This is a genomic window from Caulobacter sp. LARHSG274 (assembly GCF_052871235.1).
Genome location: NZ_JBIXJO010000002.1, coordinates 205,445 through 227,538, shown reverse-complemented (window position 1 = coordinate 227,538; position 22,094 = coordinate 205,445). Strand labels below are relative to the sequence as shown.

General features: G+C 70.8%; 23 protein-coding genes. 8 read left to right on the top strand and 15 right to left on the bottom strand.

Features of this window, described 5'->3' with window-relative positions:
• The first annotated feature begins 79 nt into the window (after nt 1–79).
• Nucleotides 80–3,106: a TonB-dependent receptor gene (locus ACIPQB_RS05380; RefSeq protein ID WP_446484187.1), complete on the top strand. Its 3,027-nt coding sequence runs from the start codon at nt 80–82 to the stop codon at nt 3,104–3,106.
• A 37-nt stretch (nt 3,107–3,143) separates the two neighbouring features.
• Nucleotides 3,144–5,579 (top strand): prolyl oligopeptidase family serine peptidase, encoded by a 2,436-nt coding sequence (locus ACIPQB_RS05375; protein ID WP_446484186.1) that lies wholly within the window; start codon nt 3,144–3,146, stop codon nt 5,577–5,579.
• Here ACIPQB_RS05375 and ACIPQB_RS05370 read toward each other — a convergent pair.
• From ACIPQB_RS05370 to ACIPQB_RS05350, 5 genes are all read right to left on the bottom strand, one after another.
• Entirely contained in the window at nt 5,527–7,416 is a 1,890-nt protein-coding gene (locus tag ACIPQB_RS05370) for an asparagine synthase-related protein (RefSeq protein ID WP_446484185.1), read from the bottom strand. The genes ACIPQB_RS05375 and ACIPQB_RS05370 overlap by 53 nt on opposite strands.
• A 2-nt stretch (nt 7,417–7,418) precedes the next feature.
• Complete coding sequence (locus ACIPQB_RS05365) at nt 7,419–8,060, bottom strand: lasso peptide biosynthesis B2 protein (RefSeq protein WP_446484184.1); 642 nt, start codon at nt 8,058–8,060, stop codon at nt 7,419–7,421.
• Between the two features lie 55 nt (nt 8,061–8,115).
• On the bottom strand, nt 8,116–8,238 hold the full coding sequence (locus tag ACIPQB_RS05360; RefSeq protein WP_446484183.1) for a hypothetical protein: 123 nt from the start codon (nt 8,236–8,238) through the stop codon (nt 8,116–8,118).
• Nucleotides 8,239–8,340: 102 nt separating this feature from the next.
• Nucleotides 8,341–8,466 carry a hypothetical protein gene (locus tag ACIPQB_RS05355; RefSeq protein ID WP_446484182.1) on the bottom strand — a complete coding sequence of 42 codons (126 nt, stop codon included), beginning with the start codon at nt 8,464–8,466 and terminating at the stop codon, nt 8,341–8,343.
• 97 nt (nt 8,467–8,563) lie between these two features.
• A complete protein-coding gene (locus ACIPQB_RS05350) occupies nt 8,564–9,139 on the bottom strand; it encodes a GntR family transcriptional regulator (protein ID WP_446484181.1) in 576 nt (191 codons plus the stop codon).
• 336 nt (nt 9,140–9,475) lie between these two features.
• Here ACIPQB_RS05350 and ACIPQB_RS05345 point away from each other — a divergent pair, with 336 nt between their 5' ends.
• A complete protein-coding gene (locus ACIPQB_RS05345; protein WP_446484180.1) occupies nt 9,476–10,012 on the top strand; it encodes a helix-turn-helix domain-containing protein in 537 nt (178 codons plus the stop codon).
• Between the two features lie 30 nt (nt 10,013–10,042).
• Here the strand turns inward: ACIPQB_RS05345 and ACIPQB_RS05340 are convergent, their stop codons facing one another.
• Complete coding sequence (locus ACIPQB_RS05340; protein WP_446484179.1) at nt 10,043–10,387, bottom strand: DUF736 domain-containing protein; 345 nt, start codon at nt 10,385–10,387, stop codon at nt 10,043–10,045.
• A gap of 372 nt (nt 10,388–10,759) precedes the next feature.
• On the opposite strand from ACIPQB_RS05340, the gene ACIPQB_RS05335 reads away from it, so the two are divergent.
• Nucleotides 10,760–11,134 (top strand): hypothetical protein, encoded by a 375-nt coding sequence (locus ACIPQB_RS05335; protein ID WP_446484178.1) that lies wholly within the window; start codon nt 10,760–10,762, stop codon nt 11,132–11,134.
• Nucleotides 11,135–11,198: 64 nt separating this feature from the next.
• Here ACIPQB_RS05335 and ACIPQB_RS05330 read toward each other — a convergent pair whose 3' ends face one another.
• From ACIPQB_RS05330 to ACIPQB_RS05315, 4 genes are all read right to left on the bottom strand, one after another.
• Complete coding sequence (locus tag ACIPQB_RS05330; protein WP_446484177.1) at nt 11,199–12,524, bottom strand: type II toxin-antitoxin system HipA family toxin; 1,326 nt, start codon at nt 12,522–12,524, stop codon at nt 11,199–11,201.
• The gene (locus ACIPQB_RS05325) at nt 12,524–12,775 is read right to left on the bottom strand and encodes a helix-turn-helix domain-containing protein (RefSeq protein WP_446484176.1); all 252 of its coding nucleotides are present in this window, start codon (nt 12,773–12,775) and stop codon (nt 12,524–12,526) included. The genes ACIPQB_RS05330 and ACIPQB_RS05325 overlap by 1 nt, the downstream gene beginning before the upstream one ends.
• A gap of 276 nt (nt 12,776–13,051) precedes the next feature.
• On the bottom strand, nt 13,052–13,378 hold the full coding sequence (locus tag ACIPQB_RS05320; RefSeq protein ID WP_446484175.1) for a DUF736 domain-containing protein: 327 nt from the start codon (nt 13,376–13,378) through the stop codon (nt 13,052–13,054).
• 777 nt (nt 13,379–14,155) lie between these two features.
• The gene (locus tag ACIPQB_RS05315; protein WP_446484174.1) at nt 14,156–14,482 is read right to left on the bottom strand and encodes a DUF736 family protein; all 327 of its coding nucleotides are present in this window, start codon (nt 14,480–14,482) and stop codon (nt 14,156–14,158) included.
• Nucleotides 14,483–14,794: 312 nt separating this feature from the next.
• On the opposite strand from ACIPQB_RS05315, the gene ACIPQB_RS05310 reads away from it, so the two are divergent.
• Nucleotides 14,795–15,076: a hypothetical protein gene (locus tag ACIPQB_RS05310; protein WP_446484173.1), complete on the top strand. Its 282-nt coding sequence runs from the start codon at nt 14,795–14,797 to the stop codon at nt 15,074–15,076.
• Between the two features lie 130 nt (nt 15,077–15,206).
• On the opposite strand, the gene ACIPQB_RS05305 is transcribed toward ACIPQB_RS05310, so the two are convergent.
• The 3 genes from ACIPQB_RS05305 to ACIPQB_RS05295 all read right to left on the bottom strand — a co-directional run bounded on the left by ACIPQB_RS05305 (nt 15,207) and on the right by ACIPQB_RS05295 (nt 18,618).
• The gene (locus ACIPQB_RS05305; protein ID WP_446484172.1) at nt 15,207–17,051 is read right to left on the bottom strand and encodes a ParB/RepB/Spo0J family partition protein; all 1,845 of its coding nucleotides are present in this window, start codon (nt 17,049–17,051) and stop codon (nt 15,207–15,209) included.
• A gap of 143 nt (nt 17,052–17,194) precedes the next feature.
• Nucleotides 17,195–17,584 (bottom strand): DUF2958 domain-containing protein, encoded by a 390-nt coding sequence (locus tag ACIPQB_RS05300; protein ID WP_446484171.1) that lies wholly within the window; start codon nt 17,582–17,584, stop codon nt 17,195–17,197.
• Nucleotides 17,581–18,618 (bottom strand): ArdC family protein, encoded by a 1,038-nt coding sequence (locus ACIPQB_RS05295; RefSeq protein ID WP_446484170.1) that lies wholly within the window; start codon nt 18,616–18,618, stop codon nt 17,581–17,583. The genes ACIPQB_RS05300 and ACIPQB_RS05295 overlap by 4 nt, the downstream gene beginning before the upstream one ends.
• A gap of 546 nt (nt 18,619–19,164) precedes the next feature.
• On the opposite strand from ACIPQB_RS05295, the gene ACIPQB_RS05290 reads away from it, so the two are divergent.
• The 3 genes from ACIPQB_RS05290 to ACIPQB_RS05280 all read left to right on the top strand — a co-directional run bounded on the left by ACIPQB_RS05290 (nt 19,165) and on the right by ACIPQB_RS05280 (nt 20,699).
• The gene (locus ACIPQB_RS05290) at nt 19,165–19,590 is read left to right on the top strand and encodes a thermonuclease family protein (RefSeq protein ID WP_446484169.1); all 426 of its coding nucleotides are present in this window, start codon (nt 19,165–19,167) and stop codon (nt 19,588–19,590) included.
• Nucleotides 19,591–19,689: 99 nt separating this feature from the next.
• Nucleotides 19,690–20,349, top strand: a complete 660-nt coding sequence (locus ACIPQB_RS05285; RefSeq protein WP_446484168.1) for a hypothetical protein — start codon at nt 19,690–19,692, stop codon at nt 20,347–20,349.
• 227 nt (nt 20,350–20,576) lie between these two features.
• On the top strand, nt 20,577–20,699 hold the full coding sequence (locus ACIPQB_RS05280) for a hypothetical protein (protein ID WP_446484167.1): 123 nt from the start codon (nt 20,577–20,579) through the stop codon (nt 20,697–20,699).
• 97 nt (nt 20,700–20,796) lie between these two features.
• Here the strand turns inward: ACIPQB_RS05280 and ACIPQB_RS05275 are convergent, their stop codons facing one another.
• Both ACIPQB_RS05275 and ACIPQB_RS05270 read right to left on the bottom strand, forming a co-directional pair.
• Complete coding sequence (locus tag ACIPQB_RS05275; protein ID WP_446484166.1) at nt 20,797–21,327, bottom strand: antirestriction protein ArdA; 531 nt, start codon at nt 21,325–21,327, stop codon at nt 20,797–20,799.
• A gap of 469 nt (nt 21,328–21,796) precedes the next feature.
• Nucleotides 21,797–22,093 carry a hypothetical protein gene (locus ACIPQB_RS05270; RefSeq protein WP_446484165.1) on the bottom strand — a complete coding sequence of 99 codons (297 nt, stop codon included), beginning with the start codon at nt 22,091–22,093 and terminating at the stop codon, nt 21,797–21,799.
• Nucleotide 22,094 lies beyond the last annotated feature (1 nt).

Below are 22,094 nucleotides of genomic sequence, written 5' to 3'. Positions count from 1 at the left end.
GACGTCTCACCCCCGACCACCGACGGCCCAGGCGCGGATCATCTCGATCCTGCCCCGCCGGTGGCGGGGGAAGTGAAAGATGACGCGCGTATCCATGGGACTGTTGAGCGGCGTATCGCTGAGCGTTCTGGCGGTGGCCGGGCTGTCGCCCGCCAGCGCCCGAGCGGCCGAGCCGATGGTGGCCATCACCCTGCCGCCCGGGCCGATGCACCAGTCCCTGGTCAGCCTGGCCAGCCAGGCCGACGTCAAGATCCTGTTCGAAACCGCGCTGGTCGCCAACCTGCAGGCCCCGGCGCTGCAGGGCCGGTTCACAGCCCGCCAGGCGCTTGAGCGCCTGCTGGCCGGCAGCCATGTCGCCATCGACCAGGTGCGGCCCGGCGTGCTGGTGCTGCGGCCGGCCAGGATCGCGGTGAGCACGGGCGGCGCCGAGGGCCTGGCCGCGCCGCCGACCGACCTGCCGGCCCAGGCCTCGCCGCAGCCGGCCGATCCGGTGATGGTCTCGGAGGTCGTCGTGGGCACCCACATCCGCGGCGTCAAGGACGGCGCCTCGCCGGTGGTCGTCCTGGGCCGCGAGGACATCGACCGGGCCGGCTACACCAGCGTCGCCGAGGCGCTCACCGCCCTGCCCCAGGCGTTCGGCGGCACCGACAGCGAAGACAGCGTCGCCACGGGCGCCGATCCCAACGGCACCAACATGACCCGCGGCAGCGGGCTGGACCTGCGCGGGCTTGGGGCCGACGCCACCCTGGTGCTGGTCAACGGTCGGCGCATGGCCGGGGCGGGAACCTATGGCGACTTCGCCGACATCGCCGCCATCCCCTATGCCGCGGTCGGCCGGGTCGAGGTCCTGCTGGACGGCGCCTCGGCCCTCTATGGCGCCGACGCGGTGGGCGGGGTGGTCAATATCCGCCTGCGCACCGACCTTGAGGGCGGCGACACCCGGGCCCTGGCCTCGACCGCGACGCGGGGCGGCTATAGCCGCTACCAGTTTGGCCAGGCCTTGGGCCATGGCTGGGACGGCGGCCATGTGCTGGCGGCTTACGAATACACCCACAACCAGCGGCTCCATGGCCTTGATCGGGACTATGCCGGCAACGCCGACCTGCGCGGCCTGGGCGGCACGGACCGGCGGCGGACCACCTTCAGCCAGCCGGCCAATATCCTGCGCCTGAACGCGGCGGGCGCCTTCGTCGCCGCCTACGCCGTGCCGGCCGGCCAGGACGGAACCCATCTTGCGCCTGGCGACTTCGTGGCCGGAACGTTCAACGCCGAGAACCAGCGCGCGGCCTACGACATCCTGCCGCGTTCCACCCGTCACAGCGCCCTGATCGCCGCCGACCAGCGGCTGGGCGCGGTCGATCTGTCGGCGGACCTGCGCTATTCGCGCCGCGACCTGTCGGCGCGCAACGCCGCGGCCGTGACCAACCTGACGGTGACGCGGGCCAATCCCTACTATGTGTCGCCGACCGGCCAGGCCTCCGAGCGCGTCGCCTATTCGTTCCTCAACGAGCGCGGCGGCACGCTCAACGCCGTCCGCTCCGAGAGCCTCGGCGCCAGTCTGGGCGCGGACATCGCCCTGCCGGCCGGCTGGAACGCCAACCTCTATGGCGCCTTCGCCCAGGAGCTGGGGACCAGCCTGGGGTCTGGCCTGCTCAACGCCACCAAGCTGAGCGAGGCTGCGGGCCTGTCGCCCGACAGCCCGCTGTCGAGCTTCAGCGCAGCCCGCGACGGCTATTTCAATCCGTTCATCGGCGTCGGGTCCAACCGGGCCGCGGTGCTGGACTTCGTGCTGTCGGGCCTGGACGTCTCCAAGACCCGCAGCGAGACCCGCTCGGCCAACCTGGCCTTCGACGGCCCCTTGCTGTCTCTGCCGGGCGGCGCCCTGCGCCTGGCGGTGGGCGGCCAGGTGCGCGACGAGCGCCTGCGCACCAACGGGATCAGCTATCTGAGCGGCTACGCCCCCACGGCCAAGACCCGGCGGGTGTTCGACCGCCAGGTGCGCAGCGTCTATGCCGAACTGAACGCGCCGCTCGTCAGCAGCGACAACGCGCGCCCGCTGGTCGAACGCCTGGAGGTGTCGCTGGCAGGGCGCATCGAGAACTATGACGATGTCGGCTCGACCCGCGATCCCAAGATCGGGGTGATCTGGGCGCCCAGCCGCAGCCTGACCTTCAAGGCCAGCTACGGCACCTCGTTCCGGGCCCCGGCCCTGCCCGAGCTCAATTCGCCGTTCGTCATCGCCCCGACCATCCTGCCCTATAACGGCGGCCAGACGCCGGTCCTGCTGCTGCAGGGCGGCAATCCCGACCTCAAGCCGGAGACGGCGCGGTCCTGGACGGCCGGCCTGACCTACAGCCCCGTCGACCATCCGGGGCTCACGGTCGGGCTGTCGGTCTACCGCACCCTGTTCAAGGGCCGCATCGGCTCGCCGGTGCTCAGTTCCTTGGCCCTGGCCCTGACCTCGCCGGAGTTCGCGCCGTTCCGGACCTTCGTGGCCCCCGCCACCAATCCCAGCGACCGCGCCCAGGTGCTGGCTCTGGTCAATGATCCGCGCGCCCTGGGCACGGGGCTCTATGGCGTCGACACCTATGGGGCGATCGTCGAGGCCCGCAACGTCAACACCGGCAGCCTGGACGTGCGCGGCGTGGATCTGACCGGCGCCTATGCGACCACGCTGCGGGGCGACCCGCTGACCTTGAACGCCTCGCTGTCCTGGCTGACCCGCTATGAACGCAAGGTCACCCCGACGGCCGCGGCGACCCAGCTGGCCGACCAGGCCGGCTACCCGGCCGACCTGCGGGCGCGGGTCTCGGCGACCTGGACCCACGGCCCCGCCTCGGTGACCACGGGCCTCAGCCACGTCGGCGACAGCTACGCCGAGACCGGCCGGCGCGTGGCCCCCTGGAACACGGTGGACCTGCAGCTTCGCCTGCAGCCGCGGTCCCGGGTGCTGGGCGTGGAGGGCCTGGCCTGGACGCTCAATGTCCAGAACCTCTTCGACAGCGCCCCGCCCTTCTACGACAACCCGCTGGCCATCGGCTACGACCCGGCCAACGCCGATCCGCTGGGGCGGATGGTCACCCTGCAGCTGACCAAGGCCTGGTAGCGGCCCGAGCCCTCCATCTCACACAGGAGCTTGAACCATGCGACGCTTCGCGGCGCTGGCGGTCGGCTGCGCGCTGATCTGCCCTTTGGCAGCGTCTCCCACGGCGGCGACCGCCGCCCCCTTCACCGTCGAGCGGCTGCTGGCCCTGGAGCAGCTGGGCGAGGTGCGCCTGGACCCGACCCGGCGCTGGCTGGTGGTCCAGCGCTATGAGCGCTGGGACCGCGCGCCGCGCTATGACCTGGACGTCCATACGCGACTGGGCCTGGGCCGGATCCAGGTCTTCGACCTGGCCGCCGGCGCGCGCGAGCAACGCCTCGACCTGCCGTCTGGTCCTGGCTATGTCAGCCTCGGCGTCTCACCTGGCGGGCGGCGCCTGGCGGTCGGCCGGCTGAGCGGCCATGCCTTCGAGCTGGGGGTGGTGGAGCTGGAGACCGGGCGGGCCCGCTGGCTGGGCGTCAGCCCGCGCCAGCCGATCTGGGGCCCCAGCATCGCCTGGCGCGGCGAGGACGAACTCTTGGCGGCCGCGCGCCCGCCCGACTGGCCAGACTTCCAGTTCGCCGTCGGCTTTCAGGCGCAGGAGCGGCTGGCCCAGCTGTGGGCGGCCAGCGCCCGGGGCGAACTGGCCGCCACGGTGCTGGGCAGCGGCCGGTTTGCCGATCAGACGCCGCGCGCACCGTCGGTCGGCCTGGTCAGGATCGATCTGGCGACCGGCCGTCAGACCCTGCTGGCGGCCGGCGACGTCTCCGACTTCGCCCTGGCGCCGGACGCGCGCACGGTCGCCGCGGTGATCGACGGCGAGCCGCTGCAGCTGACGGGGCCTGAGCCGACCACCAGCGGCTCGGACATGCGGGTCCATCGCCTGCGCCTGGTCGACCTGGCCAGCGGCCGATCGTCGGACCCCTGCCCGGACGCCGACCTGGCGCCGCGTTTCCTGGCCTGGTCGCCCGACAGCCGCGCGCTGCTGGTCTATGCGCGCCAGGGCGACCGGGCGCTCGCCCAAGGCGGCTTCTGGCGGGTCGGGATCGACGGCCAAGCCGGCCCGCTGGACCTTGGCCCCCTGCAACCGGTGCTGGAGGAGACCTTCGACAAGGCCGGGGTGGTACGCGGCGGCTGGCTACGCGGGGCGCCGGTCGTGCTGGCCCGGCCCGCCGACGGCGGACGGGCGGACTATTACCGCCAGGACCAGGGGCGTTGGCGCAATCTGACCGGCCCGCTTGCCGCCGTCCCGACGGTCCTGGGCGCGTCCGACAGCGCCTGGGCGGCAGCGATGGGGGGCCAGGTCTGGCGGCTGGACCCAGGCGGCGCGCGCCCCTGGGGCGTCAGCGCCGACCGGGTGGTGTCCACGGCCCAGCGGCCGCCGGGCTTCCGCGGCGTCTTCAGCTTCGTCCCGGCCCTGGAGGACCTGGCGCTGGTCGGCCGCGGCCCCCGCCCGGCAAGGCCCTGGGCGGGTCCGGTGACGCCCGCCCTGCCCGCGGCGCCGCAAGGCGTGCAGGCCCGCCTGTTGGCGCGCGGCGCGGTGATCGAGGTGCGGACCGACCCGCATGGCGTGACGCGCGTGGAGCTATCTCGGCCCAGCCATGCCCGAAAGGTCCTGGTGAGCGTCAATGCGGCGCTGGCGAGCGTGGATTTCGCGGCGCCGATCGCGGTTCGCCATGCCGGCGTCGACGGCGAGCCCCTGGTCAGCTGGCTCTACCTGCCGCCCCATCCGCCGATCGGCGCAACGGGCGCGCGACCGCCGGTCGTCGTCCTGCCCTATCCCGGCGAGGCCCCGCAAGCCGCGCCCGCCAGCCAGGCCCCCGGCGCCCTGCGCCTGACCGGCAACGCCCAGATCCTGGCGGCGGCGGGCTACGCCGCCCTGGTCCCGGCCATGCCCTATCGGACCGGCAAGGAGCCGATCGAGGGCCTGGCCGACCAGATGCTGGCGGCGGTCGACGCCGCCGACGCCCAGGGCCTGGTCGACGGCCGGCGGGTGGCGATCTGGGGTCACAGCTACGGCGGCTACGCGGCCGTGGCGGCGGCCGCGCAAAGCCCGCGGTTCAAGGCGGTGATCACCGGCGCGCCGACCGTCAACCTGATCAGCGCCTATGGCCGCATCGGCCCGTTCCTCAATGTCGTGCCCGAGGGCGGCCTGCCGATCGCCGCCTCCACCGGCTGGCACGAAAGCGGCCAGGCCCGGATGGGCGTGCCGCCCTGGAAGGACCCGCAGCTCTATCTGCGCAACAGCCCGATCATCCACGCCGACAAGATCGTCGCCCCCGTGCTCATCCTCTATGGCGACAACGACAAGGAGCTGAGCCAGCCCCAATCGCTGTTCTTCGCCCTCTACCGGCAAGACAAGGACGCGGTGTTGGTGACCTATCGCAACGAGGGCCACGTGATCCAATCGCCGGCCAATGTCCGCGACGAGCACCAGCGGATTTTCAAGCTGCTGGACCAGACCATCGGCCCGGCTCAGGCGGCGGGCTCGCCATAGTCGGGATCGGAGCCGGGGTCGGGTCCAGGACCGGGCCAGAGACAGGATCAGAGACCGGGCCAGGGTCAGGATCGGCGAAGCCCTGGTCGATGCGCTCGGACCAGACCCGCGTCCAGGCCTCCAGGGCCAGCAGGATGAAGATCTCCGAAGCCAGGTTGGTCCAGATCAGCTGCTCGGGCGCGAGGATGGCGTCCAGCCGGTCGCGGTCCAGCAGCCCCGCCCCCGCCAGCCGGCCATCAAGCAGGTAGGGCCGCAAGGTCTCCAAACTGGCGGCCAGGCTGCGCGCGAAGAAGGTCGACAGATTGCCCTTGTCGCTGCGCGCCAGGATGGCCGGCGGCAGCCGATCGGCGAAGGCGGCGCGGGCGAACGGCCGATCCCGCGGGCCGATCGCCAGGCGCGCGGTCGGAACGCTCAGGCACAGCTCCACCACCGGCTGGCTGAGCAACGGGTCGATGACGTCCCCGGCCCGATGACGCCGGCTTTCGCGAAAGGCGCTGAGATTGTTGACCAGCCCCAGGATCTGGGCCTGGCGGGCGGGGCGAAGACCGCGCGCCGCCTCCAGCCACGGGTGCTGGAGGATCGGCGCCGCCAGGGCCTGGGGCGACAGGAGCTCGGCCACGCCGGCCCCGACCGTCAGGTCCTGTCGCGCCAGGCCTCGCGCCAGCAGGGACCAGACGGTGGAATGGTTGCGGCGGGCCAGGGTCAGCAGGCCCTCGATCCGGCCCACCCCGCCGGTCCCCAGCCGCAGGAGCTCGCGGGCCAGGGCCGGGGTCGGGCTTTGGTAGAGCACCGCGTCGCCGCCGCGGCCGGTGAACATCGCCGCCAGGTCGTCCCCGGCCAGCCGCGCGGCCAGGTCGGCGTCATGATCGGGGTCGCCGCCGACGAAATTGGGACGCGGTCCGCCGGCCCCGGCCGCCAGCTTGTCCGGCGTCAGGACCAGGGTCTGGCGCTGGACCACCACCAAGGGCGCGCCGGCCGCCGCGGCGACCCGCTGCGCATAGGCGCGCTCATCGGCCTCGGCCTGGGGGAAGCTGTGGTTGAGGCCATAGGCGATCGGCGCGCCGCAACGGGCCAGACTCGTGGCGACGATCGCCGAGTCCAGGCCGCCGGAGATCTCGCAAAAGACGCCCTGGCGGCCATAGGCCCAGGCGGCGATCACCGCATCGACCACGCAGCGCAACGCCTGCGGGTCAGGCGGCGGCCAGGCGCGGCGGTCGGCCCGGGCGGCCAGCTCGGCCGGCGACCACAGCCGCGGCCCGCCGCCCTCGGGGTCGGACAACACCCCCGGCTCGAAACCGACCACGCCGACCAACGGGCACAGGTGGCTGGCCAGGTTCTTCTGGCGCAGAATGGCGGCGATCTTGGTCCAGTCGATGGCCAGGTCCGCGGGCCACAGGGCGCGCAGGTCCGGCAGGCGCGAGCCGACAAAGCGCAAGCCCCCGCGCCGCCAGCCGATCGCCTCCATCACGCCCAACGGATCGCGCAGCACCCTGGCCTGGCCGCCGGGGTCCGACAGGATGGCGACATAGCGGCCATGGGCCTGGGCCACCAGCCGCTCGGCGATGAACTCCGGGTCGGTCCCAAAGCCCGTCAGCTCCAGGTCGCGACCGATCCCCTCGCGCGCGGCCTGGGCGTCGAACACATCGCCGATCAGCGCCCCGGCCACGCCCGGCAGGTGCCGGTAGGCCGGCGGACGGTCTGTCTCCAGATAGACCGAGAAGGCGGCGCGCTCTGCGACCTTGCGCCATTGGCCGGTTTGCAAGAGGCGCGTCTCGGCAGCGACCCGCTCGGCGGGTCCGTCGCCCGGCCGGCTTTCGATCACCAGGTAGTCGCGCATGGTCACACCACCAGGATCGGCGAGAAGCCGCGGGCGTGAGCCAGGCTGTCGTCGAGCACCAGGTCGCCGGCCTGCAGCCAGCAGTGGGCCTGGAACGGCCAGGTGCGCACGCCAAACACCCAGGCGACCGCCGCGCCGCGCGCGGCCAGGAACAATCGCTGCTGCAGGCTGCGCATCAGGCAAAGACCGTCCCTGGGAAGCCAGGGCGCCAGGCGCCCGAACCCGGCGGCCTGGGCCAGGACCTGGTCGGACGGCGGTTCCAGCGCCGCGGCCTGGCCCGGTCCAGCCAGGGCGAGGATCTGGGCCAGCGGCAGGTCCGCGACCGCCCGGGCCGCACGCTGGTTGGCGGCCAGGGCGGTCAGCAGGCCGCCCCGCGCCGGGCGGGCCGACACCGCGTCCAGATCCCGCGCCAGCGGCGGGACGCGGCGGCGAAAAACCTTCGGGTCGGCGGCGACCAGGACCCCGGCCGCCAGCAGGTCGCGGGTGGCGGCCGGGTGGCTGGCGCTCACCCCGCCGCCCTCCTCCAGCGCCAGGTGGCGGGCCGCCTGGACCAGGCAGAAATAGGCGTCGGCGGCGACGTCGAGGAAGACGATCTCGTCCTCGATGGCCACGGCGTGGATGTGGGGGGCGAGCCAAAGCCGCATGGACGAGTCTTTCGGGGCAGGCAAGTCGCCGGCGGCGTGCGCCGCCGGCGAGCGCTCAGGGGTTCCAGCGATCGGTGGGGTCCTGCGGCTCCAGATCACCAAACGGCATGGCCGCCTGGGTCAGGACCTTGGCCGATCCCAAACGGATCAACCGCGGCGCAAGGGTGGTAAGGCTCATGGCGGGTCTCCTGGTTTGGAGGGTTTGAGGGTCTTGAGGATCAAGGCGGGGTCGAACGCGACGCCGGCGCGCCGGCGCGTCGGCGTCGCGCCGCGAGCGCCTTCAGCCGGCGGGCGTGTAGCGGTCGCTGGGATCGACCGATTCCTGCAGGCCGCTGATCTGCGAAGCCTGGGTCAGGCGCTTGGCCGAGCCGAAGCGGATCAGCGTCAGGGTGGTGGTGCGGTTCATGATGACCTCCTGTGGTCGTTGACAGCCGCAAATTGCGGCCCATCAAGGAGGCGACCCCAGGGTCGTATATTCAAATCTATATTCGCGCCGATCCGGCTCAGGCCAGACCCAGGGCCCGGGCCAGGATATCGCCCGCCCGCCGCGCGCGGCGGCGAAAATAGCGGCGGGCCTGGGCGGCCAGGACCGCCGGCCCGGCCCCGCGGGCGGCGGCGGCGTTGAACGCCGTCCGATCCTGGTCGCCCAACACCAGCCGCTCGGCCTGGCCGAACGGCGCCAGTTGGGCCCGCGCCCGGTCCAGGGCCGCGGCGACGGCGCGGTTGGCGCCCGACGCCAGGGCCTGGTCGAAGGCGTCCAGGTCCGACCGGGCCCCCGCCGAAGCCAGGGCCGGCGACGCGCCCGCCACCGCCGCCCCGGCCAGGATCTCGGCCAGGCCATAGAGGTCGGCCAGGCTCTCGCGCCCGTGGGTGACGCCCGCATAGCCGGCCAGGGTATGGACGATCAGCCCCTCGCCGGCCAGGCGGGCCAGGACCTCGCGCACCGGCGTCTGGCTGACCCCGAACTCGGCGGCCAGCCCATTGACCGCCAGCGGCGCGCCCTGCAGGGGGCCGCTCCTGGCCAGGCGCTCGCGCAAGGTCTGCAAGGTGCGGTCGAAAGGGTCGCGGTCTCGGCCCACGTCAGGTCTCCCCCGATGAAGCCAGGACTGTCCCGCGCGCGGACGCAGGCCGTCGATGGCGCGGCGGAATCGCGGCGCAGGCGCTGGTCAATGGCTGTGGATAACCGATCCGACCGGCAACCAATCACTCCGCGCCCCCCGGATCGTTGCCGGTCAAATCCCCGATCGTTGCGGCTTAGCGCGCAGGCGCCGGGCAGTTTGCGCCCGAACGCCGTCATCAGAGGCTTCGCGGGCGCGATCTGTCCGGCTCCGCAGACCGGGTCTTCCAAAACCGTTTGCGAGGGCGAGCGGGCGCTGGCCTATTGTACCTGCAGTTGTTTCGGTTCGGAGCGTCGCATGGCCGCCTCACCCAAAGCGCCCTTGGCGCGCCAGGCCAGACTGCTCTCCCAGATCGTCAAGATGATCCGCAAGGAACGCAACATGACCGCCGCGCAGATCGCCGCCGGCATGGGCGTGGCCTTGCGGACCTACCAGGATTTCGAAGCGGGGCGGCGCGCCTTCGATTTCGACAAGGTGCGATTGTTCGCCAAGGCCACGCGGTCGGACGCGGTGGCCATCCTGCTGGCCATTCATTTTGGCTGGCCGGAATTGCCCGTGCTGCTGATGGACAACAAGATGGCCACGGCGTTCTTCATCGTGATGCGCGACCTCTACACCGACGTTGGGCCGCGCCTGTCGCGGGTGCCTGCGGCCCTGCTGGTCTCGGGCTTTCGGTTCATCCGCGACGAGGTTCTCAAGCTCTTCGCCCGGCAGGACGCCAACAGCGAGGACTATATGGAGCGGGCCATCATCGAGAGCTATGAGGCGCCGCCCGACCCGCCCGACCCGGCCGACGCGGAGAATCCTGACGACGGCGGCAGGACCCGTGGCTAGTCCGCGTCCTGCCGCTCGCATGGGCCGCGCCTAGTCCGGCGCCGGGGCGGGGGGCTTTTCGGGGGGATCACTCTTGCGGATCCAGGTCAGCGGCAGGACGCCGTTTTCGGCCGCCATCAGCCGGACATTGATCGGCTCGGGCCAGGAGGGATCATCCAGCTTGATGTTGAGCAGGGCGCCGCTGGCGTCGCCGGCCCGCCAGGCGCCCCCGACCTCGCTCTCCCCGTCGCCGTCGCCGACCAGGACGATGTAGTCAGGCCCCTTGGCCGAGACGCGGGCCGCGGGCGCCAGCCGCAACAGCGCGCTCAGACCCAGGGTCGCAATGCGCCCGGTGAACCCGTCGCCCTCGCGGCGGAAATGACCGATGACCGACATGATGCAAGCTCCGGCCCGCCGCGTGGGTGGGAAGCGCCAGAACGGCGGTCCGGGCGAGGGCGGGGGGAACCGTCGCGCCGGACCGCCGCGGCCGACCTCGCCGGGGGGAGCGGCGATGGGCGGCCTGGCTTTGCGCGGACTGCGACGAAGACGCCTGGCGGGCGATGGGGGCGTCTGTCCGGATCGCGCCAAAGGGTTGTGCGGCAAGGATTTTGACCGCTCAACCCACCCGGAAAGCCGATCGACGGGAAACACCCTGCGGCAAACAACCGGCGCCCGCCCCTGCCCTCGCCCGCGAACGGATTCGACTCGGGTGTGGAAAGCGTTCTATTTTTGTTCTTGGTTGAGGATCAAGGGCGCGGGAGGCGGGTGATGGCGGACGACAGCGTGGTGATCGACGGGGTCCGGTTCATGAGCCTCTACCACCATGACGGCCGGTTCGTGCGCGGCGGCGGCCTGTTCGCCTTCGCCCGCCGCGATCCGGACGGCGGGCGGACGCTGTTTTGCCTGGAGTTGGCGCAGGACATCAGCCGCCAGGCCGATTGCGGCCATAGGGCCTGGACCTATGCGGTGTCGCAGGGGATGAACGAGCTGCTGGTGCATCTGGCCGGCTCCCAGCAGGCGCCAGGCGAGCTGGAACCGGGCGCGAGCTACCCGCCCCTGCGCTACGCCCTGTTCGACGACGGCGACGAGGGGCTTGGCGACCCACTCCCCGCCGGCGCTTTCTCCTCACCTGGGGCCGCCTGACCTGAGGGCGCCTGACCTGAGGGCGCCTGACCTGGGGGCCGCCCCGGCCCTGCCGATCATCGCTTCACGTCTCGAAGGCCGAGGCCAGCCGCGGCAGGCGCTGGTCGATCGCGGCCTTGATGCTGGCATGGATCTCTTCGTGGAATCCGGCCGGCATCAGGGCCAGGGCCCGCTGCGGCGCGGTGGCCGCCAGGGCCGCCACCTCGTCGATCACCGCCTTGAGCAGCGCGCCGCGCAGCCCTGCTTCTCGCGCGGTCTGGGCGAAGTGGCGGCCGTGGATGTCGAGGATCTTGTAGTGGCGGCGCGCGCCGGCCGACATGGCCAGGGTGTATTTGTTGTGCGGAATGGCCTTGGCGTCGAAGGCCGGCTGGGCGCTGAGGACGTCGTACAAGGGCGTCAGCTTGAACCGCCCGCCCGGGCGCAGGAACAGGCTGAAGTTCTTGGCGTGGCCGTCGGTGGCGCCGATCAGCCAAAAGACGATCTGGCTCTTGAGGAAGGCGGCCTGGTCGGCCTGGGGCTCGTCGGAGGCCTTGAGCAGGTCCAGGATGTCGAGCGCGCCCGGACCGCCCTGGTTCTGGTACTTGCGGCTGGGCGGCGCGGACAGGGCCTGGCAAAGGTCCTCCTGCGGCAGGCGCAGCAGCCGTCCATCCTCGCGCCAATGGCGGTCGAAGCGCTCGACCACCAGCACCGTTCGCGCCCCGAACTGCTCGATGCGGGTGTTGGCCACCGGCAAGCCAAAGCCCTCGATAAGCTTGAGGCAATAGTGCTCGTTCTGGACGCTGTTGGAGAGATCGACCATCCCGAACGGGGTGGGGATCTGGCCCAGCTGGGGTTTGAGGATGTGGGTGGTGGGGGTAGCGCCGGTCGGACGCTTCCAGCGGCCGTCATGCCACAGCAAGGCGGTCTTTTCCTGGGCTCCGGCCACGGAGATCCGAAATTCCTGCTCAAGATCCAGGCCCAGGGGCGCGCGGGCCAGATTGGCCAGGATGGTCTCGATCTGTGCGTCGCTGAGCGGCTCACCGGCGACGGGGGCGGCGGCGTCCAGCTCCAGGCCCTCGGGCAGGAACTGCAAAGCCCCCACGCAGTCGCGGCCGATCTGCTCGAGCAGGCTGTAGGCGTCGGTCCCGGCCGCGCCGGTGCGCTCGGCGACGATGCGACGCACCGCCAGATCGTCGGGCAGCAGGTTGTCGAACACGGTCGAGACGCGCTCGCCGCGATAGGGCGCGGGCCGCAAGGGCAAGGACAGCGACACCGGAAAGGTGTGCTCCCAATCAAGCCAGGCCTCGTCGTATTGGAAGAAGACCGCCCCGCTGGCCTCCTTCTCCAGCCGGCCCAGCCGTCGGTTGTTCAGCAGCACCTGCAGCGGGGCGTGGGTCTTGCGGCGCGCCATCAGAAGATGTCCGCGACCTCGGTGGCCGCCGCCTTGGAGCGCGGCTGCAGGCTCAGCTCCAGGTCCAGCGCGGCCAAGAGGTCGAAGATCAAGGAGAGCTTGGCGCCGGGATGACCGCGCTCGATGATCGAGACCATCTCCTGACGCGCGCCAGCCAGCTGCGCCAGCTGGCCCTGGGTCAGGCCCCGGCGCTGGCGCAGGTTCTGGATGATCGAGCCGATCTGCTTGGGGGAACGTGCGATCAGGGACATGACGGGACCTCCGCCTCGTCTTATGCCCGAAAGCGCATAAAGATGGAATATGCGAATTCTCGCATAGAATGGGCATATGCCCAAAATCGCATACACCCCCCCTATGCGATGATGACGACCACCGGGCGCCCGGCGTCGACCGAGGCCGCAAGGCGGGGCGCAAGCTGTCGCAAGAGGTCTGTTCGGCGCGGGCCGCGGATCGGCGGAACGGGTCCTGGACCTTGATCTCCTTCGCGCCAAAGCCCCCGCGCCTTGCGGCGCGGGGGCGGCGGGACCTTAGTCCTCCGGGTTCCAGATCAGGGCGAAGACATCGTCGTCGTCCTGTCCGGCGGCGCGCCCCAGCTTGAGCTTGAGAGCGCGCGGGCCAAGGTCGGGATGGGCCAGGGTCAGGCCGATATATTCGTTGCCCGAGATCTGGCCGATGTTGAGCCAGCCCCCGCCCAGGTCCACGCCGCCCGACAGCACGCGGTAGTCGGGATGGGCGGGCGAGGCCTTGTCCGGCACGGGCACGATCTCGATGTCGCAACGGACATGGAGGGTGCGCAGATTGCCTTTGAAGGCGCCGGTTTCAGGGCTGCGGGTGACATTGCCGAGAGAAGCCATGGTGGTGGTCCTTGTCTGTGATCCGTCGGGGCCGATCCCCGGCGACAGGCGCCCCGTGATGGGCGGCCGCCCCGCCCCCAACCCGAAGGGCCGCAGCGCCAGCGAAGGACCCGAGCGGCCGGTCTTTTTTGCAGCGCAGCGCCGCGAGGAGCCGTCCCCGCTCCTTCAGGAAAAGGGGCGGCGGGGAAAAAAGCCGGACGCGACGGTTTGTGGGGCGGGGTGGACGCCCATAGGGGTCAAGCCATCGTCCGGGGATCGAGACCTGACGGTTCGCAGACAAGGACCGCCGCCAGGCTTGTCTTGGCAATGTCACCCGCAGCCCTGAGACCTGCGCTTTCAAGGGCTGTCTGCCCGCCCTCCATGTGCGCTGCGGCATCCAGATCGCCCTGTGCCGGGCAAGGCCTGGTCCGTCCATCCCGACTCCCGCGTGCTGTCGAGCGGCGTGGATCTGGATGGGGGCTGGCTCAACATCGGCCAGATCTCGGGCGACGAATAGATCGGCCTGACCCTGGCCATCTCGATCATGTCGCGCGGCCTCAAGCTCAAGCGAGGTCGCGCCGCCGGACAGGACGACGACGATGTCTTCGTCCTGATCTGGAACCCGGAGGACTAAGGTCCCGCCGCCCTCGCGCCGCAAGGCGCGGGGCTTGGCGCGAAGGAGACCAAATTCCAGGACCCGTTCCACCGATCCGCGGCCCGCGCCGAACAGACCGCTTGGCCGGCGGCCTGGTCGGCGGCGCTCTCGCGCCGACGGGCGACCGGCGCCAGCCGATCGCCCTAGTCGGGCGGGACCTCGATCAGGGCGAGGGTGTAGTCCTCGGGACCGGCATCGGCGATCGGCGTCAGCCGAACCACCACGGTCCAGGGCGCCAGGTCGGGGTAGTCGAGCGCCAGATGAACGACCTCGTCCTGGTCTTGCGCCTGGACCGTCGTCCAGCCGCGTCCGATCTCCTGCCCGTCGCAGAAGACCACATAGTCGGGACGGTCCAGGTCGGCGCTGCCCAGGGCGAGCAGGATGTTGATGTCGGGCCACCCCTCGGGGGTGATGAGGTGACCAAAGAAGCCGCCGTAGATATTGTAGGAGAGATAGCCGATCGGGGTCATGGGGTGCTGCCTTGCTGCGCGCCGGGGAGGATTCCCCGGATGGCTGCCCGCATGGGCGGATTTCGAGGCCCGGACCCGCAGGGCCAGAGCAAAGCGGCGGACCCGAGCGGCGGTGTTTTTTGAGCGCGCAGCGCCCGCGAGGAGCCGCCCTCCTGGGAAGGGGCGGCGGGGAAAAAACAGCGTCCGCGACGGTTCCGGGCGGCGGGGTCCGCCCATAGGGTCAGTCTGTCCGGGAGGCCTCCCCGGCGCGCAGCAAGGCAGCGCCCCATGACGTCGAGAGGTTAGGTCGCCTGCAATGTCTACGGCGGCTCCTTGGGCCGCCTCGTCACCCCCCAGGGGTGGCCTGACATCAACATCCTGTCCGTCCTGGGCAGCGCTGAGCTGGATCGGCCCGACCCTGTGGCCTTCTGCGAGGGGCGGCAGATCGGACGCGGCTGGACGACGGTCCAGGCGCAAGACCAGGACGAGGTCGTTCATCTGGCGCTCGACTACCCCGACCTGGCGCCCTGGACCGTGGTGGTTCGGCTGACGCCGATCGCCGACGCCGGTCCCGAGGACGACAGCTTCGCCCTGATCGAGGTCCCGCCCGACTAGGGCGATCGGCTCTAAGCGCGGGCGCGGAGCGGGACAACGCCCCCGTCCGCAAGCCCGGCGCCGGCCCGCCGCGCAAAAAAGACCCCCGCGCAGGACGGGGGCCGCAAGGTTGGTGACTTCGATGCCGACTCTATTGGGCGGCGACGGCCTCGGCGCCGCAGGTCGGTTCAGGCTCGGCCGGGACCGCGCCCGGTGTGGACGGCCCCTCCACCGGCGGGCGCACCCGACGCAGCAGAGGCGCGACGACCTTGGACCGCGCCGCCGTGGCGAACGGGCGACGGGTGTAGGCCTGGGCCGGGAAGGTCAGCCACCTGGGCGTCCAGCGCTCGACCTTGGGCCGGTCGTTGGTTCCGGCCAGGAGGTCGCGCAGGATGGTCTTTTGGGTCCGGACCTTCTCGCTGACATTGCCGTCCGCCACCCTCCTGCCGCCCACCTCCTTGAGCATGGCGTTGATGGTCTCGCGGTCCTTGATGCCGTCGAAGAACGCCTCGTCGGGGCTCCAGAACTCGCCCATGTCGACCTGCAGATAGGTTCCAGCCGCCTCGACCTCGGCCCCGCCGGCCGCCAGGGTCTCGCCCAGGACCACCGCCGCCACGGCCAGGACCTGGGCGTCGGTGAGGCAAAGCAGGCGCGCGAACACCGCCGCCGCCCCGCCTGTGTAATCCCGTTCGACCAGCGCGCCCCCGGCCACCAGACCCAGCAGGCCGATGGCTTCTGACTGTCTGGCCGCGAAGATCGTCTCGCCGGGGCTGACCGCGAGGCTGTCGGCGGCGGCTTGCGATCCGGCGCCCAGAGGGTCGGCCTCCAGACGCCAATAGCGCGACCCGGCCACCGCGTGGGCGACCAGCAGTCGCAAGGCGACGTCGAGATGGTCGGTCAGGACGGCGCGAACGGCGGCCCGGCGGTGCAGGTCGATATAGGCCTGCTGGGCGGCGGTGACCTCCGAACGCTCGGCCTTACCCCCAAGGTCGGGCTCGGACTTGCCGTCCGCGCCGACCACAGCCTTGCGCGCGGCGGCTTCGGCGCGCCGGGCTTCCTTGGCGGTCAGCCAGCCTTCGTTGATCGTCACCTCGCCCCGGCGGCTGACACCGATGATCACCTTGCCGCCCTTGGCCTTGGGGGTCTTGACGTAGTGATAGCTGTAGAAGGTCTGGCCGACCTCCAGCACCTCGACCTCAGCCCAGCCCTCGGCGCGCAGGGCCTGCGCCTTGGCGGCCACGGCGCTGTTCTGGTGGGTCCAGAACAGGGCCGCGTCGGTGAAGTAGGCCTCTTCCCCGAACAGGTCGGCGATGATGGCGCCGGGATAGTCGTCCAGGGCGAAGATCGCCAGACGGGTCGGGATCGCTTCGCCGCCGAACAGCCAGGCCTTCAGCTGAGCGCCGCGCGGCTCGCGCTGGGCCGGGTCGTCGTAGAGCTTGAGCCAGTCCTTTTGCTGGCCCTTGCTGGCCAAGGTCAGCTGGCGGACCGTGGCCACGTCGATCTCTTCGCGGCGATAGAGCTTGCGGATACGCGGCAAGAGATTGCCCAACGCCAAAATGCGATGGATGACCGCCTCGGTCTTGCCGAAGGTGGCGGCCAGTTGCTCGGGCGTGCGGCCCTGGCGGATCAGGCGCACGAAGGTCTCCCAGCAGGCCACCTCGCCGGGCGGCAGGCGGCCCATGTTCTCGATCAGGGAGATTTCCAGGGCGGCGGCGTCGTCGCCGGGCTCCAGGATGCCGATCGGCACGGGATCGATCTCGATCCCCTCGGCCCCGGCGGCCAGGGCGGCGACCCAGCGGCGACGTCCGGCCACGACCTCGAAATGCTCGGGCACGACGGCGCCGTCCTGCAACGTCTCTCGAACCAGCAGGGTTTCCAGCACGCCGTGCTTTCGCACCGAGCCGATGATGTCGCAGATGTCGGGCTCGGGTTCGTCATAGTGCATGTTCAGGCGCGAAAGGGTCATCTTGCGCGGATCGGCGTGGGAGAGTCTCATGGGGGTTGCTCCTGGTCTCCAGGGGTGAACCGGTCCCGTCCCGCTTGCTGCCTGGGCTTGGGACGGGACCGGGATGCGCCGGGATTGGCGCGGGTCGTCCGGCGCCGGGCCTTGAGCCCGGCGCACGGAAGGGCGAAAAAGACTCAGGTTGGGCCGTCCTTGGCCTGGATGCGCATCAGGCGCACGCGACCTTCGGCGGCGGAGATCGAACCCAGCCGCTGGGCCAGCCGCGCCCATATCGACAGAGGCACGTGACCGACGAAGTGACGGTCCCGCTCGATTCGAAGGCCGTGCGGCAGGGCGATGGCCTCGATCTCGTCCAGGCTCACAGAACCAAGCTCGGGAAAGCCCATGTCCAGGTCGCAGAGCCCAAACAGGGTGTCGCCATCGGGCATGATCTCGGTGATCAGCCAGCGGCCGGGCCCCACGGGGTTGAAGAGCTTCAGCGGCGGGACCGGATCGCCTTCCACCTCGGCCGCGCCGTTGGCGATCAACTGGCTCATGATCGGATCGGGGATCAGGGGCGGGCTCATGCGGCGACCTCCGCCGCCGCGTCCAGGCGTTCGATCTGGATCCGCCCAAAGGTCGCCGCATCGGCTTGGACCACGCAAGTCGATCCTGAAACGACCCCAGAGGCGCTCCCGGAGGCGAGCGCCACGCTCGCCGCCTGATCCGGTCCGAAGGCCAGCAGGTAGTCGGCCGCCTTGCTGGCCTTGGAGGCGGCGCGGAAGATGGCGCGGTTGTCCTCGCGCAGGATTTCCAGCCAGGCGCCCAGATAGTCGGCGTGACGCACCGTGGGGACCACCCCCAGGGCGGCGCAGGTAAAGGCGGCCGACAGCTCGGCGACCAGTTCCTCAAACCCGTAGGGCTTGGAGCCGAAGCGGCCGGTCTGGTCGCGGTTCAGCCGGGAAGAATGGCCCGTCCAGTGCGACAGCTCGTGCAGGGCGGTGCGATAATAGTCGATCTGGTGGCGGAAGGCCGGTTGCGGCGGCACGCGGACATAGTCCAGGGCCGGGGCGTAATAGGCCTTGTCGCCGCCGATCCGAAAATCGGCGCGGGTCGCGGCGATCAAGGCCTCGACGTGCGGAACGATCTGGCGCTCGGGCAAGGGGACGGGCGCCGCCGCCAGAGCCTCCAGCCCCTCGCACTGCTCGACATTGAAGACCGTGAAGCGCTTGAGGAAAGGCACGGCGCCGGGCGCGTCGCCGTCGCGGGCCGCCCTTTCCTGCTCGGCCTTGGGCGTGAACTTGTCGGCGAAGACCACGCTCGTGCCGCGCTCGCCCCGCCGCACCTGCCCGCCCGCCTTCTGGGCTTGGCGGAAGGTCAGCCAGTCCTGCGCGCCATAGCCGTGCTCGATGACCGCCCCCCACAAAAGCAGGATGTTGACGCCCGAATAGGTCCGCCCGGTGGTGGCGTTGCGCGGAAGACCCGGCCCGGTTCCCCCGACCCGCCCCCAGGGCTTGACCCAGGGCGCATGCCCGGCCGCCAGCTCGGCGATGATCCGGCCGGTGACCTCGTCATAGAGGCTGACCCGCGCGCGCTCCGGGTCGGGCCCAGCCCCGACCACTACAACGGAGGCCGGGGCAGCGCCCCCCGGCCGAGCCGCCGGCGCAGCGGCGGGGGTCCTTGACCCAAGCTTGACCGCTGACCTGCGGCCTGAACGGGAAGAGCGCATGAGGTGGCCTCCATCCCCGCCCCAAAACCCCGCGTCCTTTCGCCGGAAAGGGGGGTGGGCGGCGATGAGCGACCGGAGAGGCCCGCCATGGACGGAGGCACCCGAAGGGCCGAAACGCAGTGGAGGACCGGCCGCAGGCCGGTTGCCGCCGTCCATGGCGGGCCTAGAAGGGCGCGTCGCCCACCCCCCTTTTTGGAGAAAGGATTTTTCAAAAGAGTCATCGCGCGCAGCGCGATGGCCTTATGCGGGCCAAAGGCCCGCCTCTGCGCCAGAGAGATCATGACCCGCACGGGGCGACGCCTTCGAGGCTTGGCGGCTTCCCGACATAAGCGGAATCGCGCAGCGGCCGCCGCGCCGAAAGGCTGACTTGATGACGGCGATGCTCGCGGGCTCGATCGATACGCCGCCGGCGCGAGGGCGACAGGCCGCGTCCAAGTCTTGACTCGCCAAGACCTGGCCGCCTACCGCGGCGCGATGAGCCTTGCCCTGATCTCCGCCCTCATCATCGCCTGCACGGCGCCCAACGTGCATGACGGCGACACCCTGCGCTGTGGTTCCGAGCGCGTGCGCCTGTTTGGCGTGGATGCGCCCGAGGTGCGGCGCGGGGCCCAGCCGGCCGAGCCCTTCGCTTACCAAGCGCGTGACGAACTCATCCGGCTGACGCGGGGGCGGGTCGGATGCCGCTTCGTCGCCCGCGATCGCTATCGCCGCTTTGTCGGGCGCTGCTGGTCCGACACCAGCCCCGACGTCAACGCCGCCCTGATCCGCTCCGGCTTGACCACGGAATATCGCCGCTACAGCAAGGGGGCCTACGCCAAGGCCGAGGACGAGGCGCGCCGCGCCGGCCGGGGACAATGGAAATAGCCGACCCTCGCGCCCTGTAGGATCGGGCTGGCCCCAGGCTGCGGGCTTGGCGCGCGCCGCCGGGCGGGCGATGATGGCGAAAGGCCTGGATCCGACCGCATGCCCGACGAGCCCCAATTGACCGAAGAGGCCTTGCGCGCCGGCCTGGCCCTGGCCCTTGCCGAGACGGCCGTGCGCAATTCCCAACTGGAGGAGCTGCACGCGGGGGTGTTCCCAGGCAGCGCCGCCGGCGACTATGGCGACGTTGCGGTCGTCACGCCGTTTGGCCAGATCGCCTGGGCCGACGTCTCGCGCATCTCCCAGGAGGAGATGAAGGGCCTGATGATGCAGATCGTCGATCGGCTCTACACGATGCTGCTGCATCCAGAGCCGTTCCTGCGATTGCAGGCCGCGGCCGGATGGAAGGCGCCGGCGCTCGATCCGCAGTTGATGGACCAGGTCCAACGCCATGCGGCCCGAGCCCAGGGCGTGGACGAAGCCAAGATCTGGGAAACCTGGCCGATCGACCGCTCCAAGGACCGCCCGCCCCTTCGCCTGGAACACCGCGCGTCCGCTTTCGCCGCCTCCCCGCCCCAGGCCCCGCCCCCGCTTGCGCCCGACGTCACGCCCGATGGCCTGCGCGCCCTGGCCCAGGAACCGCTCGCCGACCCAACTTGGATCGCCAAGGCCCGCCTGGCCCTGGCGGCGGCGGCGGACGAATGGCAGAGGGCTCAGTGGGAGGTGCTCGATGCGGGCACCTGCATTCCCGACGACGATTGATCGCCCAGCCGGGCGGAGCCTGTGAAGCGAACGCGGCCGATCCCAAAGGATCGGCCGCGCGGGCGCGGCTGGAAAGGCGCGCAGGATCGCCTGTCGCCTGGCGCGCCCAAGCTCTGGAGCAAGCCGTGCGATGTTGGAATCGCCCGGCCTGCTCTGGATTTTGCTGCCGCATCGCTTTTGCAGAAAACCGGCGTCCACTTTTCCGCGCGATGCTCTAGATTGCCGTCATGCCCCCTCGCCATCGACCGACCGCGCGTCTGCTCACCCCCGCCGGGTGGGCCGGACTGCTGACCCTGGCCGTGCTCGCGGCCAGCCTCGCCCTGGCGCTGGTCCTGGGGCGTCCAGGCTAGAGCAGGCCGCGCGATGTCGGAATCGCCCGGCTTGCTCTAGTTTTTGCTGTCGCATCGCTTTTGCGGAAAACCGGCGGCCACTTTTCCGCGCGATGCTCTAGCGTGCCCCAAACACGTGGATTTCATCGCGGGCGGTCTGGATGGTGAAGATGTCTCCGCTCATCTCCGCATCGCGGGCCATCGCTTCATAGTCGATGTAGTATTGCAGGACCTGCGGAACGGCGACGGTCTCCTCGGTAAGCTCCTGGCAGTAGTCGAACAGCCGTTCGAAGACGCCATGGTACTGCTCGTCCAAGGCGCGCTCGGCCGCCCCGACGTCCCCGTCGAGGTGATTGAGCACAAGGCCGCCCAGCTTGCCCCGTTCGCGCAGGAACACGGCGATCTCAACCACGCGATCGATGCTGGCGTATTCGGCGATCTCCACGGCCCCGAAATCCTCCTCATCGTGAATGGCGTATTCCTCCGCCCCCGCCACGGGCGAGGCCGCGAGCATGGCGCTGATCGCCTCGCGCACGGCGTCGGCGTCATCATCGACATCGATCCAGGCGCCATGCAGCTCACCCTGATTATAGGCCGCCAGGCAGGCGACATAGATGCGAGGGTTCAGCGGGTCCTTGTCTCGTTCCATCTTTCAAGCCTTCAAACAGGGGTTCAGCATGAACCCTTGCCCGTCGGCGAGACCGGAGGTGCAAACGGAGGGGCGGCTTCGCGGGGACCCGGCTGCAGGGCGTCGACTGGCCTTCTGGCCGATCTGTCGCGTCCCGCCCGAAGCTGGGCGGAAGCCGATCCGAAGTGCGCCAGGGGCGGAGCCCCAAGCCACGCGGCCAAGGGCCGCCCTTTCGCAAAATGAAGCCTGCACAGGAGCCCCGCGCATGCGCGGGGCGGGAGGCGGCGTCGAGCGGCCGGCGGCAGGCCAAGGCCTGCCCGCAGGCGTCGCGCCCGAGGGAGCGGCGAAAGCCGCGGGACCGAGCGTGACCGCCGGCCGGTCTCCCTATGCCGAAGGCGCGAGAGGCCCGCCGGAAGGCGGGCCGGAGCATCTTCTCCGGATCAACGACGCCGTCCCTACAAGCCGCTCGCTGGCCCGTGATCTCCTGCGGCTACTCGCCGGCCGCGGCGGCCTTGGCCTCGAGGGGCTCGAAGGCGCCGGGCGCATAGGCCAAGGCTTCCCTGCGGCTAAGGACCTTGTCCTCGAACTTGCTGCTGATGAACACCCGGATGGCGCGGTAGCGAATGCCCCGGATGATGTTGGTGGTCACGTGGCCAAGCTTGAATCCCGGCCGACACCAGGTGTCCGATGACAGCAAGATCAGTCCGGGCCCATCGTCTTCATTCCCCAACGCGCCCGCCTGTTCGGCGAGCAATTTCAGGTCATGGTCGATCTCATCAACGGTCATG

What these genes read in the sequence shown, in the direction of transcription:
- ACIPQB_RS05380 (WP_446484187.1), top strand. Translation starts at nt 80, where the DNA reads ATGACGCGCGTATCCATGGGACTGTTGAGCGGCGTATCGCTGAGCGTT.
- ACIPQB_RS05375 (WP_446484186.1), top strand. Translation starts at nt 3,144, where the DNA reads ATGCGACGCTTCGCGGCGCTGGCGGTCGGCTGCGCGCTGATCTGCCCT.
- ACIPQB_RS05370 (WP_446484185.1), bottom strand. Translation starts at nt 7,416, where the DNA reads ATGCGCGACTACCTGGTGATCGAAAGCCGGCCGGGCGACGGACCCGCC.
- ACIPQB_RS05365 (WP_446484184.1), bottom strand. Translation starts at nt 8,060, where the DNA reads ATGCGGCTTTGGCTCGCCCCCCACATCCACGCCGTGGCCATCGAGGAC.
- ACIPQB_RS05360 (WP_446484183.1), bottom strand. Translation starts at nt 8,238, where the DNA reads ATGAGCCTTACCACCCTTGCGCCGCGGTTGATCCGTTTGGGATCGGCC.
- ACIPQB_RS05355 (WP_446484182.1), bottom strand. Translation starts at nt 8,466, where the DNA reads ATGAACCGCACCACCACCCTGACGCTGATCCGCTTCGGCTCGGCCAAG.
- ACIPQB_RS05345 (WP_446484180.1), top strand. Translation starts at nt 9,476, where the DNA reads ATGGCCGCCTCACCCAAAGCGCCCTTGGCGCGCCAGGCCAGACTGCTC.
- ACIPQB_RS05340 (WP_446484179.1), bottom strand. Translation starts at nt 10,387, where the DNA reads ATGTCGGTCATCGGTCATTTCCGCCGCGAGGGCGACGGGTTCACCGGG.
- ACIPQB_RS05335 (WP_446484178.1), top strand. Translation starts at nt 10,760, where the DNA reads ATGGCGGACGACAGCGTGGTGATCGACGGGGTCCGGTTCATGAGCCTC.
- ACIPQB_RS05330 (WP_446484177.1), bottom strand. Translation starts at nt 12,524, where the DNA reads ATGGCGCGCCGCAAGACCCACGCCCCGCTGCAGGTGCTGCTGAACAAC.
- ACIPQB_RS05325 (WP_446484176.1), bottom strand. Translation starts at nt 12,775, where the DNA reads ATGTCCCTGATCGCACGTTCCCCCAAGCAGATCGGCTCGATCATCCAG.
- ACIPQB_RS05320 (WP_446484175.1), bottom strand. Translation starts at nt 13,378, where the DNA reads ATGGCTTCTCTCGGCAATGTCACCCGCAGCCCTGAAACCGGCGCCTTC.
- ACIPQB_RS05315 (WP_446484174.1), bottom strand. Translation starts at nt 14,482, where the DNA reads ATGACCCCGATCGGCTATCTCTCCTACAATATCTACGGCGGCTTCTTT.
- ACIPQB_RS05305 (WP_446484172.1), bottom strand. Translation starts at nt 17,051, where the DNA reads ATGAGACTCTCCCACGCCGATCCGCGCAAGATGACCCTTTCGCGCCTG.
- ACIPQB_RS05300 (WP_446484171.1), bottom strand. Translation starts at nt 17,584, where the DNA reads ATGAGCCCGCCCCTGATCCCCGATCCGATCATGAGCCAGTTGATCGCC.
- ACIPQB_RS05285 (WP_446484168.1), top strand. Translation starts at nt 19,690, where the DNA reads ATGCCCGACGAGCCCCAATTGACCGAAGAGGCCTTGCGCGCCGGCCTG.
- ACIPQB_RS05280 (WP_446484167.1), top strand. Translation starts at nt 20,577, where the DNA reads ATGCCCCCTCGCCATCGACCGACCGCGCGTCTGCTCACCCCCGCCGGG.
- ACIPQB_RS05275 (WP_446484166.1), bottom strand. Translation starts at nt 21,327, where the DNA reads ATGGAACGAGACAAGGACCCGCTGAACCCTCGCATCTATGTCGCCTGC.
- ACIPQB_RS05270 (WP_446484165.1), bottom strand. Translation starts at nt 22,093, where the DNA reads ATGACCGTTGATGAGATCGACCATGACCTGAAATTGCTCGCCGAACAG.